Here is a 17,667-nt window from a genome sequence, read left to right as displayed (position 1 = left end):
TTGGCCGCCGGCCGGAAATGCACATTTCCGGCCATTAAGGGGCATTATTCAAAGAATTGGCTGATTTTGGCTTTCAGAATATCGATCGCGATGCGGTTTTTGCCACCGCGCGGGACGATGATATCGGCGTATTGTTTGGAAGGTTCGATAAATTGCAGGAACATCGGGCGCACGGTCTTCTGGTATTGCGCCATCACCGAATCCATCGAGCGGCCGCGCTCGTTGACGTCGCGCTTCATGCGGCGCATCAGGCAGATATCCAATGGCGTGTCGACAAAGATCGAGAAGTTCATTTCCTGGCGCAGGCGGATATCCGTCAGCAGCAAGATCCCTTCCAGAATAATGACTTTTTTAGGTTCCAGGTGGACAGTTTCTTTCTTGCGCGTGTGTTCGGTGTAGCTGTACAGCGGCAGCTCGATCGCCTTACCGGCCTTCAGCATCTGCAGATGCTGGAACAGCAGGTTGTGATCCATGGCGCTCGGGTGGTCGTAGTTGGTTTTGACCCGTTCTTCCATGGTCAGGTGAGTCTGGTCTTTATAGTAACTGTCTTCTGGAATAACGCCGATGTGCTCATCGCCGACCTGCTCGCGGAGTTCGCGGTACAACGTGCTGGCGATAAGGCTTTTTCCGGAGGCAGATGCGCCAGCTATACCAATAATGACGCACTGATGCGGATTGTCAGTCATAAAATTAAAGACCTGATTTCATAGTGTGAAGGGGGGAACTAAAACGCGACAATTATAGGGAGTCGCCGGGGTTTGCGCCACTGTATATTGCGCAACGGCGGGCGAATTCGGGCTGTCACGCCACGGGCAAGCGGCATTTTAAGAATCTCACGCCTAGGGCAACGCGCCGTAACGGGTTACACTCCACGGCGCTGACTTTTGCTCCCCGTCCCCTTTCATCGGAGATTGATGTGCTGGATTGGTATTTTCTGACTTTTTTCGGCGACAGCATGCTGCTGCTGCCCTGCGCGCTGATTCTGTTTTTGTTGCTGATCGCGTCTCCCGCCACTCGCGCGGCAGGCTGGCAATGGGCGCTGATCTTCGGTTTCACCGGCGGGCTGGTCTGCCTGTCCAAACTGGCCTTTATGGGCTGGGGCATTGGTAGCGCAAGTTATGACTTCACCGGATTCAGCGGCCATTCAGCCCTCGCGGCAAGCATCTGGCCGCCATTGCTTTGGACGTTGACCGGTCGCTTTTCCCACCCCATACGTAGCATCGCTTTACTGACCGGGTGGATATTACCTTTCGCCATCGGCGTTTCGCGGCTGGAAATTCGCGTGCACTCGGTATCTGAGGTGATCAGCGGGCTGATTTTAGGCTACCTGGCCAGCGCACTGTTCCTGTGGTTGCAGCGGAGCAAAACGCGCCCGCATCTCTCTTGGCCGCACTTCGCCATCGCGCTGGCCTTGCCATTGGCGCTGATGGGACAGCGGCAGCCGGCTCCCACCCAGGGATTGCTGGAGCATATCGCCAAAACGCTGGCACAGATCGAACGTCCTTATACCCGGGCAGATTTGCACAACCCTGCCCGCATCCTATAAAAAAACCCGGCGTTTAAGCCGGGTTCTTGCATTGCGATAGGCTGATTACAGCGCGCGGAACGCAATCTCTGTCGGGATCGCCTCGCCCTGCCAATACATCTGCGCAGCCACACGGCCGGCCAATTGACGATACATGTCGGCGAATTCGCTGTCCGGTCGGCTGATCACCGTCGGCGTACCGCGATCCAGATCTTCGCGCAGCGAAATATGCAACGGCATCTGCCCCAGCAGACGACTGTTGTATTTCTGCACCAGCTTCTCGGCGCCACCGGTGCCAAAAATCGGCTCATGGTGACCGCAGTTGCTGCAGATATGCACGCTCATGTTCTCCACGATGCCCAGCACCGGCACATGCACTTTCTCGAACATCACGATGCCCTTGGCGGCATCCAGCAAAGCGATATCCTGCGGGGTGGTAACCACCAGTGCGCCGGTCACCGGAATGTTCTGCGACAGCGTCAGCTGAATGTCGCCGGTACCCGGCGGCATGTCCAGCACCAGATAATCCAGATCCGGCCACAGCGTATCCTGCAACAGCTGCATCAGCGCCTTACTGGCCATCGGTCCGCGCCACACCATAGCATTGTCGTCGGTCACCAGATAGCCAATAGAGTTGGTCGCCAGGCCGTGCGCCATGATTGGTGCCATATGTTGACCGTCCGGCGAAGTCGGCCGCTCGTGTTCGGTGCCCAGCATATTGGGGATCGACGGGCCGTATATGTCGGCGTCCAGAATGCCGACCTTGGCCCCTTCGGCGACCAGCGCCAGCGCCAGGTTGACGGCGGTGGTGGATTTCCCCACCCCGCCTTTACCGGAGCTGACGGCGATGATATTGCGCACGCCTTTGATACCGGCCTGGCCGTTGGCACGCTTCAGCGTCGTGATATCGTGTTTCAGCTTCCAATCGATGGCGCTGGCGCCGGTCACGCGCAGCAGCTCGGGGCCAACGCTTGCCTGCAGCGCTTCAAAGCCGCTCAGCCAGGCAAACGGCATCGTCAGTTCGATATGCAGCACATCGTCCAGCAACGCGCAGTGATGGATAGCCTTCAATGCGGTCAGGTTGTTTTTCAACGTCGGGTGTTCAAAGGCGGCCAGTACACCGGTCACCAGGGCGCGCAGAACTTCGGGGTTGGTCTGCTCAGGGGATTTTGCGTTCATCCCGGCTCCTTGATTTTGAATGGGTAGCTTCCGGCTAAGCATATCAGAACTGCCCGGCGGCTGGCGCGTATAACCTGCAAGAAACCGCCCTAGCAGCGAAGAGCGCGATCGGTTAACATCGAAGGCCCTTTTATTCATTACAGAAAGCAAGTTCTCACTATGGCTCAAGTCGCGAAAAAATTATTGGTGACGTGCGCGCTACCGTACGCAAATGGTTCCATCCATCTCGGCCACATGCTCGAGCACATCCAGGCGGATATCTGGGTGCGTTACCAACGAATGCGCGGCCACGAAGTGCATTTCATTTGCGCGGACGACGCGCACGGCACGCCGATCATGCTGAAAGCGCAGCAGCTGGGCGTAAAACCGGAAGAAATGATCGCGCAGATGAGCCAGGAGCACCAACAGGATTTCGCCGGCTTTGGCATCAGCTATGACAACTATCACTCGACCCATAGCGATGAAAACCGTGAGCTGTCCACCCTGATTTACAGCCGCCTGAAAGAAAACGGTTTTATCAAGAACCGCACCATTTCTCAGCTGTACGATCCGGAGAAAGGCATGTTCCTGCCGGACCGTTTCGTGAAGGGCACCTGCCCGAAATGCAAATCGCCGGACCAATACGGCGACAACTGCGAAGTGTGTGGCGCCACCTACAGCCCGACGGAACTGATCGATCCGAAGTCCGTGGTTTCCGGCGCGACGCCGGTAATGCGCGACTCCGAGCACTTCTTCTTCGATCTGCCGGCCTTCAGCGAAATGCTGCAGGCGTGGACGCGCTCCGGCGCGCTGCAAGAGCAAGTGGCGAACAAGATGCAGGAGTGGTTCGAATCCGGCCTGCAGCAGTGGGACATCTCCCGCGATGCGCCTTACTTCGGCTTCGAAATCCCGGATGCGCCGGGCAAATACTTCTACGTCTGGCTGGACGCACCGATCGGCTACATGGGTTCCTTCAAGAACCTGTGCGACAAACGCGGCGATCTGGACTTCGACGAGTTCTGGCGCAAAGGCGCCACCACCGAGCTATATCACTTCATCGGCAAGGACATCGTCTACTTCCACAGCCTGTTCTGGCCGGCGATGCTGGAAGGCAGCAACTTCCGCAAACCGACCAACCTGTTCGTGCACGGTTACGTGACGGTGAACGGCGCCAAGATGTCCAAGTCGCGCGGCACCTTCATCAAGGCCGGCACCTACCTGCAGCATCTGGATGCCGACTGCCTGCGCTATTACTACGCCGCCAAGCTCTCTTCACGCATTGATGACATCGATCTCAATCTGGAAGACTTCGTGCAGCGCGTGAACGCCGACATTGTCAACAAGGTGGTGAACCTCGCTTCGCGCAACGCCGGCTTTATCAACAAGCGCTTCGGCGGCAAGCTGGCCGACAGCCTCGCCGATCCGGCGCTGTACCAGACCTTCGTCGACGCGGCGCAGAGCATCGCCGAAGCTTACGCCAGCCGCGAGTTCAGCCGCGCGATCCGCGAAATCATGGCGCTGGCCGATCTGGCCAACCGTTACGTGGATGAGCAGGCACCTTGGGTGGTGGCGAAGGAAGAAGGCCGCGATGCCGATCTGCAGGCCATCTGCTCGATGGGCATCAACCTGTTCCGCGTGCTGATGACTTACCTGAAGCCGGTGCTGCCTTCGCTGACCGAACGCGCCGAAGCGTTCCTCAACGCCGAGCTGAGCTGGGACGCAATCCCGCAACCGCTGCTGGGCCACCAGGTGAACGCATTCAAAGCGCTGTTCAACCGTATCGATCTGGATAAGGTCAGCGAGATGGTCAACGCCTCGAAGGAAGACATGGCCGCCGCCAAACCGGTGACCGGTCCATTGGCCGATGATCCTATTCAGGAAACCATCACCTTCGACGACTTTGCCAAGGTAGACATGCGCATCGCTCTGATCAAGAGCGCCGACTTTGTCGAAGGCTCCGACAAGCTGCTGAAACTACAGCTGGATCTGGGCGGCGAACTGCGCCAGATCTTCTCCGGCATTCGCTCCGCTTACCCGGATCCGAAAGCGCTGGAAGGCCGTCTGACCATCATGGTCGCCAACCTGGCGCCGCGCAAAATGCGTTTCGGCGTTTCGGAAGGCATGGTGATGGCGGCGGGCCCTGGCGGGAAAGAGATCTTCCTGCTGAGCCCGGACAGCGGCGCGCAGCCTGGTATGCAGGTCAAATAACTGCGCCGGCGTGTCACATCGAGGGTCGAGCTTGCTCGGCCCTTTTTTAATGTCTCAAACCCGACGTTATAAGCAGTAAGAAAAAGTCATAACCGCTCTGATTCCCTCGCCTGCCGCATCTCGCTATGATGCTCCGCAACAACAAATAGACGTCCAGACAGAAAGACTGCTATAACAGACCTTCACCGGGATCGTTTCCCTGCTTTTTGGAGCCTATAATAATGAAAAACGTCAAGACTTCGCTGCTCGCCCTCAGCCTGCTGGCTGCCCTGCCGTTGCAGGCAGCGGAAAACGCCGCCGTGCCAGCTGCCATCGCTCAGCATCAGGGGCCGGTGCGCATCGCGGTGATCCGCAACCTCGGTTCCGACGACAACACCACGCAATTTTTGGCGGGTGCCATCCAGGAAGGACGCAAGCTGGGCTTCAAGGTGGACACCTTCCTCAGCAACGGCGACGACGCGCGCTTCCAGGACTTCGTCAACCAGGCTATCAGCCAGAAATATGACGGCATCATTCTCTCACAGGGGCGAGCCCCCTATTCCACCGAGCTGGTCAAACGCATCGCGGCAGCCGGCATCGCCGTCGCGGCGTTCGATACCGACGTCAGTGGCAGCGTTCCCGGCGTCACCGTCTCGCAGCAGGACGACGCTTCGCTGGCCAACGCCTCCTTCGGCCAGTTAGTGAAGGATTTCAACGGCCAGGCCAACATCATCAAACTCTGGGTAGCCGGCTTCCCACCGATGGAACGCCGCCAGGCCGCCTATCAGCAGCTGCTGAAACAGCATCCGGGCATTCACGAGCTGGAATCGATTGGCGCGGTTTCATCCGACGTGCAGGGCGATACCGCCAACAAGGTGGGCGCGGTGCTGGCGAAATACCCGAAAGGCAAGATCGACGCCATCTGGGGCACCTGGGACGCCTTCACTCAGGGCGCTTACAAAGCGTTGAAAGAGAACGGCCGCACCGAGATCAAGCTGTACAGCATCGATATCTCCAACCAGGACTTGCAGCTGATGCGCGAAGCCGGCAGCCCGTGGCAGGTCAGCGTGGCGGTGGATCCGAAGCTTATCGGCGCAGTCAACGTGCGCCTGGTGGCCAACAAGATCGCCGGGGAAAGCACGCCGGACAGCTATCAGTTCAAAGCGACGGTCATTCCGCAGGCGCTGCTGCTGGCGCAGCCGGGGCCGGTCAACGTCGCCGGGCTGGCGAAGATCATCCCCGGCTGGGGCAGCAGCAGCGACTTCGTGCAACCGTGGTTCGCCACGCTGCAGGCCGAACACGGTAAATAATGCTGTTTTTGACGAGGCTGCCGACGCAGCCTCTGTTTTTAAACTAATTTTCGGCTTCCCCCTTCCGTCCTCGCCAAAATACGCTATGTTATCTGCATCGCCCAATAACTGTATGCATAAACAGGCTTCGAATGAAGGGATTCCCCTCGCTGATTAACATGCTGCTGGCCAGTTCGCTGGTGTTGACCATCGGCCGCGGCGTGACGCTGCCGTTCATTACCATCTACCTCACCGAGCATTTCCATCTGCTGCCGAAGAGCGTGGGCGTGATCCTGGGCGTCAGCCTGACCCTCGGCATCCTTGCCAGCCTGTACGGCGGCTATCTAGTGGACAAATTCAGCAAGAACCGCCTGATCCTGTTGTCGATTGTATTGTTTGCGCTGAGCTTCTTCGCCATTCCCTGGATCCCGCGCCCCGGCGGCGTGATCGTGGTGCTGGCCATCTTGCATACCTGTTATTCGGTGCTGAGCATCACCATTAAGGCCTGCTTCGCCGACGGGTTGCCGGTCGAGCAGCGCATCAAGGCTTTCTCAATCAACTACACGCTGGTCAACGTCGGCTGGGCGATCGGTTCTGCGCTCGGCGTTCTGGTGGCCGGGCTTAGCCCGCTGCTGCCGTTTTACCTGTCGGGCGGGTTGGCGCTGGCGACGGTGGCGGCGCTAAGCCTGCGCTTGCGCGGTCGGCAACAGCGCGCAACGCCAGCCGCCGCACCGGCCGCGCTCCCCCACTTCCGCCAGACGCTGACAATCCTGCGGAGCGATCGGCGGCTTATCTACTTCACCCTCGGCAGCACCCTGGGCGCCGTCGTGTTCGGTCAGTTCACCGGCTATCTGTCGCAGTATCTGATCACCGTCTCCAGCGCCGAGTTCGCCTACAAAATCATCGGGCTGGTGATGATCGTCAACGCCAGCATCGTTATCGCCCTGCAATACCTGCTCAGCCGCGGTATGCGCCAGGAAAACATGCTGCGCTGGCTGGTGCTGGGCACGCTGTTTTTCATCGTCGGGCTGCTCGGTTTCATGGCGGCCGGCCAGGCGGTCTGGCTGTGGCTGGCGGCGATGGCGGTGTTTACCCTCGGCGAAATCATCGTGATCCCGGTGGAATACATGTTCATCGACTTTATCGCGCCCCCGCACCTGAAAGGCAGCTACTATGGAGTACAGAATCTCAGCGCGCTGGGCGGCGCCATCAACCCGGTACTGTGCGGGGTGCTGCTCAGCTATGCCGCGCCGCCGCTGATGTTCGTGATGCTGATCGTCGCCGCGCTGCTCAGCCTGCTGTTTTTCTTCCTCGGCCACCGGCTGGCAGAACACGCGGCGGCAGCGGCCGAAGACACGCGCTGAACCCGCGCGTGGTAGCCATTGCAGGCTGTCAACCCGCCGATCGGGTATGGCACCCATAGCGATAATTCATGGTGCGATCTGTGGCATGGCTCACAGTTTAATTGTATGATGAATGCAGCAATTAAACGGGGAAAGACAATGGCCAACGTGCTCACACTGTGCTGGAAATACCTGAGAGCCCTGCTCCTCATCTACCTGTGTCTGTTCGTCGGCAATGCAGTGGCGGCGCTGCTGCCGTTCGCCATTCCCGGCAGCATCCTCGGCATGCTGCTGCTGTTCGCCCTGCTCTCTACCCAGATCCTGCCGGCCAAATGGGTTAAACCCGGCTGCCATTTGCTGATCCGCTACATGGTGCTGCTGTTCGTGCCGATCGGCGTCGGGGTGATGAAATACTATGACCAGATCGTCGCGCATCTGGGCCCGCTGGTCATCTCTTGCCTCATCAGCACGCTGATGGTGCTGGTGGTGGTCGGCTATACCTCACACTATTTTCACCGCGAGCGCCGCATCGCCGGTAAGCCCGACGATACGGAGGGCAACCCATGATCCATGAAATCTGGTGGTCGCTGCCGCTGACGCTGGCGGTCTATTTCGCCGCGCGCTGGCTGGCGCGCAAGCTGAACATGCCGCTGCTCAATCCGCTGCTGGTGTCCATGGTGGTGATCATCCCGCTGCTGCTGCTCACCGGCATCCCCTATGAGCGCTACTTTCAGGGCAGCAAAATCCTCAACGATCTGCTGCAGCCGGCGGTTGTCGCGCTGGCCTTCCCGCTGTATGAACAGCTGCACCAGATCCGCGCGCGCTGGAAGTCGATTATCGCGGTGTGCTTCATCGGCAGCCTGACCGCCATGATCAGCGGCGGCGCCATCGCCCTGTGGCTGGGCGCCACGCCGGAAATCGCCGCCTCTATCCTGCCGAAATCGGTCACTACGCCAATCGCCATGGCCGTCGCGGACTCGCTCGGCGGTATTCCGGCGATCAGCGCAGTCTGCGTCATTTTCGTCGGTATCCTCGGCGCCGTGTTCGGCCATACGCTGTTCAACCTGTTGAAAATCACCACCCACTCTGCGCGCGGCCTGGCGATGGGCACCGCATCCCACGCGCTGGGCACCGCACGCTGCGCGGAGATGGACTACCAGGAAGGCGCATTCGGCTCGCTGGCGCTGGTGATCTGCGGCATCATCACCTCACTGCTGGCGCCGTTCCTGTTCCCGGTGCTGCTGCATCTGTTCGGCTGAATACGGCGAAACTTGCGATACATCTCGCATTTATTTATTTCATTGCATTAATTTCACCAATTAAGAGACATTAATCACACTTTAATGTCTCTGGCCTGCCTAGAATGTTACCCCGTTAACTCGTAGAGAGACCTTCTATGCATCCGCGTTTTCACACCGCTTTCAGCGCACTGCCCGCGACACTGCAATCCGCCCTGCGGCCCTATCTGGACGCGCCTGACTTTCCGGCGATGTTCACGGCCGAGCAAGCGGCGGCGATCCGCACAGGTTGCGGGCTGGACGATGATGCGCTGGCATTCGCGCTGCTGCCGCTGGCGGCGGCCTGCTCGTTAACCCCGATATCACATTTCCACGTCGGCGCCATCGCGCGCGGGCAAAGTGGCAACCTCTATTTCGGCGCCAATATGGAATTCAGCGGCGCACCGCTGCAGCAAACCGTGCATGCGGAACAGTGCGCGGTTACCCATGCCTGGCTGCGCGGTGAATCGGCGCTGGCCTCGGTCACCGTCAATTACACGCCGTGCGGTCATTGCCGCCAGTTTATGAATGAGCTGAACAGCGGCGGCGAACTGCAGATCCGTCTGCCGGGCCGCGCGCCGGCTACGCTGGCGGACTATCTGCCGGACGCCTTCGGCCCGAAAGATCTGGATATCGCTTCGCTGCTGATGGACAAGGTCGATCACGGTCACCAGCTGGCGCTGGACGACGCACTGACACAGGCGGCACTGGCGGCGGCCAATCAGAGTCACGCACCGTACAGCAACGCCCACAGCGGCGTGGCGCTGGAAACGACAGACGGCATTATCTATGCCGGCCGTTATGCGGAAAACGCCGCCTTCAACCCTAGCCTGCCGCCGCTGCAGGCCGCGCTGATCCTGCTGAACCTCTCCGGCGACGATTGCCTGAACATTCGCCGCGCCGTACTGGTCGAGCCGCAGGAGGCGATCCTCAGCCAGTGGGACGCCACCCGCGCCACCCTGGCGGCGCTAGGCTGCCAGAACGTCAGCCGCGCCACTTTCTAAGCGCACCACGGCGGGGCCATCCGGTTCCGCCGTTAACAGCCCCGCCCGCCAAATACAATGCCCCGACGCCGCAAGAAACACTTTCTTTAGTTAAAAAATCATTTGATTGTCGATAATTACGCCAACCTGGTTCATCATCTGGCAACAAATGCTGTACATCTTCTCTTTATCTCTTAGGATCGTCGGCAATAAAGTTATCTGATACGTGAAGAGTAAAACTGATGGAACTAGAATACGAAAGCAAACGCCCGCTCTATATCCCTTACGCCGGCCCGATTCTGCTGGAATTTCCGCTGCTGAACAAAGGCAGCGCTTTCACCGAGGAAGAACGTAGCCACTTCAACCTGCACGGCCTGCTGCCGGAGGCGGTGGAAACCATCGAAGAACAGGTGGAACGCGCCTACCGTCAGTATCAGGATTTCAAGAACGATAACGACAAGCACATCTACCTGCGCAACATCCAGGACACCAACGAAACCCTGTTCTACCGCCTGCTGGACTCGCACCTGAGCGAGATGATGCCGATCATTTACACCCCGACCGTCGGCGAGGCCTGCGAACACTTCTCCGATATCTATCGCCGCGCGCGCGGGCTGTTCATCTCCTACCCGAACCGCGATCGCATCGATGACATGCTGCAAAACGCCACCAAGCAGAACGTCAAGGTGATCGTGGTCACCGACGGCGAGCGTATCCTCGGCCTGGGCGACCAGGGCATCGGCGGCATGGGCATTCCCATCGGCAAGCTGTCGCTGTACACCGCCTGCGGCGGCATCAGCCCGGCCTATACCCTGCCGGTGGTGCTGGACGTCGGCACCAACAACCCGCAGCGCCTCAACGATCCGCTGTACATGGGCTGGCGCCATCCGCGCATCTCCGGCGAGGAGTACCACGCCTTCGTCGAAGAGTTTATTCAGGCGGTCAAACGCCGCTGGCCGAACGTGCTGCTGCAGTTCGAAGACTTCGCACAGAACAACGCCACCCCGTTGTTGAACCGCTATCGCGACGAGATCTGCTGCTTCAACGATGACATTCAGGGCACTGCCGCGGTGACCCTCGGCAGCCTGATCGCCGCCAGCCGCGCCGCCGGCAGCCAGCTGCGCGATCAGACCGTCACCTTCCTCGGTGCCGGTTCCGCCGGCTGTGGCATCGCCGAGCAGATCATCGCGCAGATGAAGTCCGAAGGGTTGAGCGAAGACGAAGCGCGCGCCCGCGTATTCATGGTCGACCGCTTCGGCCTGCTGACCGACAAACTGCCGAACCTGCTCGATTTCCAGAGCAAGCTGGTACAGAAGAGCGACAACCTGACCGGTTGGGAAACCGCCAGCGACGCCATCTCGCTGCTGGACGTGGTGCGCAACGCCAAGCCGACCATTCTGATCGGCGTTTCCGGCCAGCCGGGGCTGTTTACCGAAGAGCTGATCCGCGAAATGCACAAACACTGCGAACGCCCTATCGTGATGCCGCTGTCCAACCCGACCTCGCGCGTGGAAGCCCGCCCAGAAGACATCATCAACTGGACCGACGGCGCCGCCCTGGTCGCGACCGGCAGCCCGTTCGCACCGGTGAGCTATAAAGAGCAGCTGTATCCGATCGCCCAGTGCAACAACTCCTACATCTTCCCGGGGATTGGCCTCGGCGTGCTGGCCTCCGGCGCCACCCGCGTCACCGACGCCATGCTGATGGCCGCCAGCCGCGCGCTGGCGGACTGTTCGCCGCTGGCCACCGACGGTCACGGCGCACTGCTGCCGAATATCGACGATATTCAGGGCGTGTCGAAGTGCATCGCCATGGAAGTGGGTAAAGCGGCGCAGCTGCAGGGCGTGGCAATCGTCACCTCCGAAGACGCGCTGTCGAAAGCCATCGAGCACAACTTCTGGCGACCGCAGTACCGCAGCTACAAGCGCACCTCGTTCTGATTGACGCGCTGAAATGACCCAGCCCGGCTCCGCCGGGCTTTTTTGTGCGGCAAAACCGCCTAAAAATGCGGCGTTGCGCGTGCTTCAGGCGGTTCGCGTCTTGCGTCGATCGGTCAGGTAAAGTAGCCTTGATCCATCTTTTTCAGCCCGGCGCGCGTAAGGCAACAACATGTGGAAACGCCTGATCATCAGCCTGTTCATCATCATTGCGGTGTTGATGGGTTCGGCTATTGCGCTCGATCGCTGGATCAGCTGGAAAACCGCGCCTTACGTCTACGACGAACTGCAGGAGCTGCCGCACCGCCAGGTTGGCGTGGTGCTCGGCACGGCCAAGTATTACCGCACCGGGGTGATCAACCAGTACTACCGTTACCGCATTCAGGGGGCGATTAACGCCTATAACAGCGGCAAGGTGAAATACCTGCTGCTGAGCGGCGACAACGCCCAGCAAAGCTACAACGAACCGATGACCATGCGCCGCGATCTGATCGCCGCCGGCGTGGCGCCGAGCGATATCGTGCTGGATTACGCCGGCTTCCGCACCCTGGATTCCATCGTGCGCACCCGCAAGGTGTTCGACACCAACGACTTCATCATCATCACCCAGCGCTTCCACTGCGAACGGGCGCTGTTCATCGCCCTGCACATGGGCATTCAGGCGCAGTGCTATGCGGTGCCGTCGCCGAAAGACATGATGACGGTGCGGGTCCGCGAGATTTTCGCCCGTCTGGGCGCGCTGACCGATCTGTACATCCTCAAGCGCGAGCCGCGCTTCCTTGGCCCGCTGATCCCGATCTCAGCCATGCACACCGTGCCGGAAGACGCCCAGGGTTATCCCGCCGTGTCACCGGAACAGCTGGTGGAGCTGGAGCACAAGCTGAAAGAAGAGAAACAGAAAGCCAAACAGCCCTGACGCAGAAAACGCCCAAAAAGAAAGGCCGGCAAAATAGGCCGGCCTTGTTGTCTGTGCTGCGGGAAATCTACTTCTTCTTGGCGTATTTCAACGAGTCCAGCGCCACGGCGAAGATGATGATGCTGCCCTTGATGATGTACTGCCAGTACGGGTTGATACCGATATAAGTCAGGCCGTAGTTGATGACGGTAAAGATGATCACCCCGGTCACCACGCCCCACACCGTACCCACCCCGCCGGCGAAGGAGACGCCCCCCACCACGCAGGCGGCGATGGCGTCCAGCTCATACATAAAGCCAAGGTTGTTGGTGGCGCTGCCGATGCGCCCCGCTTCCAGCAAGCCGCCGAAGGCGTAGAACACGCCGGACAGCGCATAGATCATGATCAGGTTCAGCGGCACGTTGACGCCGGAGACCTTGGCCGCTTCCGGGTTGCCGCCGATGGCGAAGATGTTCTTGCCGAAGCGGGTCTTGGTCCACAGGATCCAGACGAATATGATGGCGATCAGCGCATAGAAGGTAATGTACGACAGCTTAAAGTCGCCGAAGCGCAAGAAGCCCTGGGCAAAGGTGGAAAACTTCGGATCGAAACCCGCGACCGGCGACGCGCCGACCGAATCGTAATACAGCGAGTTGATGCCGTAGACGATGATCATGGTGCCCAAGGTGGTGATGAACGGCGTCACGTTGAGATAGGCGATAATCAGGCCGTTAACCAGGCCGATCACCGCGCCGACCGCACACACCAGCAAGATGACCAGGGGAATCGACCAGGTTTCCATGTGCGGGAATACCTTGTTGACGTTATCCATCGACTGCAGCAGCGTGGCCGCCACCACCGCCGCCAGCCCCACCTGCCGCCCGGCGGACAGGTCGGTGCCCTGAGTCACGATCAATCCCGCCACGCCCAGCGCGATGATGATGCGCACCGAAGACTGCGTCAGGATGTTGCTCAGGTTCATCAGGCTAAGGAAGGTAGGATCCTGAATGATGATGATGGCCAACAGCACCAGCAACACCACGTAAATGCCGCCTTCCTTGAAATAGGTAAATAAGTTTTTTTTATTTAGCGCGTTCATAATTCCGATCCTTAAAGGTGCAGGGAGGCGAGACGTAAGATTTCATTTTGCGAGGTCTGTTTGGTGTTAACGATGCCCGCAACCTGACCATTGCTCATCACCAAAATACGGTCGGTGATCCCCAAAAGCTCCGGCATTTCGGACGAGACGATAATGATCCCCTTGCCCTTCTTCGCCAGTTCGGTCATCAGCTGATAAATCTCGAACTTGGCGCCCACGTCGATGCCGCGCGTCGGTTCATCCAGCATCAGGATCTCCGGCTGCGTCAGCAGCCAGCGGCCGATGATCACCTTCTGCTGGTTGCCGCCGGACAGCGAGCCGATATGGGTGTGATGCCCCGGCGTTTTCACCCGCATGGCGTCGATCACCCACTGGGTGTCGCTCTTCATCCGCGCGTTATCCAGCAGGCCGAGCTTGTTTTTATAATTGCGGATATTGGAGATCAACGAGTTGAAACCCACATCGAGGTAAGCGTAAATCCCGGTGGATCGGCGCTCTTCGGTCACCAACGCAAACCCGTGGTTGATCGCTTCGTTGGCACTGTGGTTGTCGATCGCCTTGCCGTGCAGCTTTATAGTGCCCGCCACCTTTTCACGAATGCCGAACAGCGTCTCGACGATGTCGGTGCGCTTGGCGCCCACCAGCCCGGCGATGCCGAGGATCTCGCCCTGGTGCAGATCGAAGGAAACATCGCGGATCGAAGGCTGGCGCAGCGATGTCAGGTTCTTCACCTCAAGAATCACCTCACCCGGCGTGTTCTGCCTGTCCGGGAAGCGCTGGCTCAGCGAGCGGCCGACCATCATGGCGATGATCTTGTCCATATCCAGCCCTTCCAGCGGCTGGGTGGCGATCCACTGGCCGTCGCGCAGCACCGTTATCTCGTCGCACAACTGGAAGATCTCTTCCATCTTGTGCGAGATATAGACGATGCCGCAGCCGCGTTCTTTCAGCTTGCGGATGATGGTGAACAGATGATTGACCTCTTTCTCCGTCAGCGAAGAGGTCGGTTCATCCATGATGACGATCTTGGCGTCGTAGGAAAACGCCTTGGCGATCTCGATCATCTGCATCTGCGACACCGACAGGTTGCCCACCTTTTCGCGCGGGTTGATGTCGATATCCAGCTCGTCAAAGATCGCCTGGGTGTCTTTGAACATCTTGTCCTGATCGACGAACAGGCCTTTGGTCGGATAGCGCCCCAGCCACATGTTGTCCATCACGGTGCGTTGCAGCACCAGGTTCAGCTCCTGATGTACCATCGAAACGCCGTGTTCCAACGCTTCCTTCGAGCTCTTGAAATCGATTTCCCTGCCCTGAAACACAATGCTACCGCTGTCTTTTTTATAAATGCCGAACAGGCATTTCAGCAACGTCGATTTCCCCGCCCCGTTCTCCCCCATCAGGGCGTGAATCGAGTGCGGACGGACGCGTAAATTGACATTGTCCAAAGCTTTGACGCCGGGAAATGACTTACAGATATCCGTCATTTCCAGCAAAAATTCGCGTGAGCTATCGGCCATAAATACACCTGGCTTAACGATCTTGCAGTCGTAAACATCCCCGCCGGCGGTATCCCTGGTGTTGGCGCCGCAGGCGGGGTCTTAGCGGGATCTCAATTCTTATTTAACGAACTGAGACAGGTTGTCTTTATCTACGCCGACGTAAGGGATACGCACGACTTTATTTTCGACTTTATATTGGGTGCCTTCGGTGGCCGGTTTGCCTGCCGCCAGGTTTTTCGCCAGCTCGAAGGTGGCTTTCGCCTGGTTGTCGGCGTCGTTCAGCACCGTGCCCGCCATCGCGCCGGATTTCACCAGCGCCAGCGCTTCAGGCAGCGCATCGACGCCGAACACCGGGATACTGGTCTTGTTGTGCGCTTTCAGCGCTTCCACCGCGCCCATCGCCATGGCGTCGTTGTTGGCGATCACCACTTCAATCTTGTTGGCATTCGGGCCGGAGAGCCAGGCGTCCATCTTGTCTTTCGCCTGCGCGGTATCCCACATCGCGGTATCCATCTGCAGCTGCTGGGTCTTGATGCCTTTTTCGTTCAGCGTCTTCACCACGTAGGTAGTGCGCGCTTCGGCATCCGGGTGGCCCGGTTCGCCCTTCAGCAGCACGAACTGGATCTGGCCGTCTTTGTTCAGATCCCAGGCCGGGTTGGCTTGCCAGTGTTTGGCGATCAGCTCGCCCTGGATCACGCCGGACTCTTTGGAGTCGGTGCCGACGTAATATGCCTTGTCATAGCTGTCCAACGCCTTGCGGGAAGGTTCTTTGTTGTAGAACACCACCGGGATATCGTTTGCGCGCGCCTTATCGATAACCACCGGTGCCGCGGCCGGGTCGACCAGGTTGATCGCCAGCGCTTTCACTCCCTTGGCCAGCAGCACGTCGATCTGATCGTTCTGTTTGGACTGGTCGTTCTGCGAGTCATTCATCAGCAGAGTGACGTCCGGCGAAGCCTTGGCATCTTTCTCGATCGCCTTGCGCACCACCGACATGAAGTTGTCGTCGTATTTGTAAATCGTGACGCCAATACGGGTATCAGCATGGGCTGCGGCGCCAAACATCATGGCTGCGGCCATGGCGGCCAGGGTGAAAACCTTCTTATTCATTGTCAGTCTCCGGTTCTGTGTAGGGTATTACTCGTCTTTGAGCCAATGGTCACCGGCAGTGCGCACACCCCAGGCCAGGCGATTTCCACTCAACACCTGTCGTCCGTGGATCTTGTTATTTCCGAGAAATGCTGTGTCAGCGCGAGATAAAGGTTGCAGCGGCAAGGGCCTTTGCGCCGGAAAACGCCTAGAGCATAGACGGCGTGATGTTAATATTCTGTGAATTTTCTCACAGATTGAAAACGGTTACACAGGATTAAATCGTCAGAGAGTGACCGTCGCCTCACTTTGCCAGGGGGCGACAGAATGGCGCCGCACCAGCGTCGGCATGAACAGATGAGCGGCCTGCGGCTCCGCCAGGCCTGCTGCGCCCTGCAATGCTAGCTCGGTGGCCAGCGTGGCCATCGAAACGATCGGGTAACGCACCGTGGTGAGTTTGGGGCTGGTGTAACGCGCGATGGGAATGTCGTCGAAGCCGATCAGCGAGAAATGCTGCGGTACCGTGATACCGTTTTCTTTCAGCACCGCCATGGCGCCGGCGGCCATGGCGTCGTTGTAAGCGAACACCGCGCTCAGCTGTAGATTACGCCCCAGCAGTTCCACCATCGCCGCCTCGCCGCCCTGCAGATCCGGCGAACCGTACGCGCGCCAGTTGTCCGGCGTGGCCAGCCCGGCGGCGGCCATCGCCTGCGCATAGCCCCGCTGGCGTAGCGGCCCGTCTTCGATCGGGTGATTGGAGCCCAGGTAGCCGATGCGCCGATGGCCCTGCGACAGCAAAAGACGCATTGCCATTTCCGCGCCGCAGACGTTATCCAGCCCGACGCAGCGTGGCTCATAGCCGGGGATAATCCGATTGATCAGCACCATGCCCGGCACCTGCTCCAGAAAGCCGATCAGCTCGGCGTCGCTCAGGGCTTTGGCGTGAACAATCAGGGCATTACAGCGCTGACGGATCAGCACTTCGATCGCATGGCGCTCTTTGTCCGCCTGATGATAGCTGTTGCCGATCAGCAGGTATTTGTGGTGTTTCTGCGCCACCGTGTCAACCGCTTTCACCAGCGCGCCGAAGAACGGATCGGAGACGTCCATCACCACCACGCCCAGGGTATCGCTGCTTTGGGTCGCCAGCGCCTGCGCGTTGGCGTTGGGGCGATAGCCCAGATCCGCCACCGCCTGCAGCACCTGCTCGCGCGTCTCCTTGCTGGTCAGCGCGCTGTGGTTCAACACGCGGGAGACGGTCGCCACGGAGACCCCGGCGCGTTTCGCCACGTCGCGAATGGTGATCGGATGAACTGGAGGCATGCGGGATCCTGAAATCGGGGTAGTGGCCGGTGGCGCTATCCTACCCCGATTGGCCCGCTG

At 59.2% G+C, this 17,667-nt stretch carries 15 protein-coding genes; 9 read left to right on the top strand and 6 right to left on the bottom strand.

The annotated features are described in order from the left end of the window. Positions 1-44: 44 nt before the first annotated feature. Positions 45-686, bottom strand: a complete 642-nt coding sequence (gene udk / locus FOT55_RS01665; RefSeq protein ID WP_004938922.1) for a uridine kinase — start codon at positions 684-686, stop codon at positions 45-47. Between the two features lie 230 nt (positions 687-916). Between udk and FOT55_RS01660 the strand changes: the two genes are divergently transcribed. After that, the gene (locus FOT55_RS01660; RefSeq protein WP_025302159.1) at positions 917-1,546 is read left to right on the top strand and encodes a phosphatase PAP2 family protein; all 630 of its coding nucleotides are present in this window, start codon (positions 917-919) and stop codon (positions 1,544-1,546) included. A gap of 45 nt (positions 1,547-1,591) precedes the next feature. On the opposite strand, the gene apbC is transcribed toward FOT55_RS01660, so the two are convergent. Then, on the bottom strand, positions 1,592-2,704 hold the full coding sequence (gene apbC / locus FOT55_RS01655; protein WP_043142439.1) for an iron-sulfur cluster carrier protein ApbC: 1,113 nt from the start codon (positions 2,702-2,704) through the stop codon (positions 1,592-1,594). A 159-nt stretch (positions 2,705-2,863) separates the two neighbouring features. On the opposite strand from apbC, the gene metG reads away from it, so the two are divergent. The 8 genes from metG to sanA all read left to right on the top strand — a co-directional run bounded on the left by metG (position 2,864) and on the right by sanA (position 12,615). Then, a complete protein-coding gene (gene metG / locus FOT55_RS01650; protein ID WP_147822996.1) occupies positions 2,864-4,891 on the top strand; it encodes a methionine--tRNA ligase in 2,028 nt (675 codons plus the stop codon). Positions 4,892-5,112: 221 nt separating this feature from the next. Continuing rightward, the gene (locus FOT55_RS01645) at positions 5,113-6,180 is read left to right on the top strand and encodes a sugar ABC transporter substrate-binding protein (protein WP_049205821.1); all 1,068 of its coding nucleotides are present in this window, start codon (positions 5,113-5,115) and stop codon (positions 6,178-6,180) included. A 131-nt stretch (positions 6,181-6,311) separates the two neighbouring features. Continuing rightward, positions 6,312-7,523 (top strand): MFS transporter, encoded by a 1,212-nt coding sequence (locus FOT55_RS01640; protein WP_147822995.1) that lies wholly within the window; start codon positions 6,312-6,314, stop codon positions 7,521-7,523. A gap of 138 nt (positions 7,524-7,661) precedes the next feature. After that, positions 7,662-8,069: a CidA/LrgA family protein gene (locus FOT55_RS01635; protein WP_060421408.1), complete on the top strand. Its 408-nt coding sequence runs from the start codon at positions 7,662-7,664 to the stop codon at positions 8,067-8,069. Continuing rightward, positions 8,066-8,761: a CidB/LrgB family autolysis modulator gene (locus FOT55_RS01630; RefSeq protein ID WP_147822994.1), complete on the top strand. Its 696-nt coding sequence runs from the start codon at positions 8,066-8,068 to the stop codon at positions 8,759-8,761. The genes FOT55_RS01635 and FOT55_RS01630 overlap by 4 nt, the downstream gene beginning before the upstream one ends. Before the next feature lie 137 nt (positions 8,762-8,898). Continuing rightward, positions 8,899-9,783 carry a cytidine deaminase gene (cdd, locus tag FOT55_RS01625; RefSeq protein ID WP_089195688.1) on the top strand — a complete coding sequence of 295 codons (885 nt, stop codon included), beginning with the start codon at positions 8,899-8,901 and terminating at the stop codon, positions 9,781-9,783. A 221-nt stretch (positions 9,784-10,004) separates the two neighbouring features. Next, entirely contained in the window at positions 10,005-11,702 is a 1,698-nt protein-coding gene (locus FOT55_RS01620) for an NAD-dependent malic enzyme (protein ID WP_025302151.1), read from the top strand. Between the two features lie 169 nt (positions 11,703-11,871). Further along, positions 11,872-12,615, top strand: coding sequence for an outer membrane permeability protein SanA (gene sanA, locus FOT55_RS01615; protein ID WP_060432736.1), 744 nt, complete (start codon positions 11,872-11,874; stop codon positions 12,613-12,615). 67 nt (positions 12,616-12,682) lie between these two features. Here sanA and mglC read toward each other — a convergent pair whose 3' ends face one another. The 4 genes from mglC to galS all read right to left on the bottom strand — a co-directional run bounded on the left by mglC (position 12,683) and on the right by galS (position 17,607). Further along, positions 12,683-13,693: a galactose/methyl galactoside ABC transporter permease MglC gene (gene mglC / locus FOT55_RS01610; RefSeq protein ID WP_147822993.1), complete on the bottom strand. Its 1,011-nt coding sequence runs from the start codon at positions 13,691-13,693 to the stop codon at positions 12,683-12,685. 11 nt (positions 13,694-13,704) lie between these two features. Beyond that, on the bottom strand, positions 13,705-15,213 hold the full coding sequence (gene mglA / locus FOT55_RS01605; RefSeq protein WP_004938959.1) for a galactose/methyl galactoside ABC transporter ATP-binding protein MglA: 1,509 nt from the start codon (positions 15,211-15,213) through the stop codon (positions 13,705-13,707). 99 nt (positions 15,214-15,312) lie between these two features. Beyond that, a complete protein-coding gene (gene mglB, locus FOT55_RS01600; protein WP_025302149.1) occupies positions 15,313-16,305 on the bottom strand; it encodes a galactose/glucose ABC transporter substrate-binding protein MglB in 993 nt (330 codons plus the stop codon). A gap of 264 nt (positions 16,306-16,569) precedes the next feature. Beyond that, entirely contained in the window at positions 16,570-17,607 is a 1,038-nt protein-coding gene (galS, locus tag FOT55_RS01595; RefSeq protein ID WP_025302148.1) for an HTH-type transcriptional regulator GalS, read from the bottom strand. Positions 17,608-17,667 lie beyond the last annotated feature (60 nt).

The sequence above is a fragment of the Serratia bockelmannii genome, assembly GCF_008011855.1.
Taxonomy (GTDB): domain Bacteria; phylum Pseudomonadota; class Gammaproteobacteria; order Enterobacterales; family Enterobacteriaceae; genus Serratia; species Serratia bockelmannii.
This window is presented reverse-complemented; position numbering and strand designations above follow the sequence as displayed.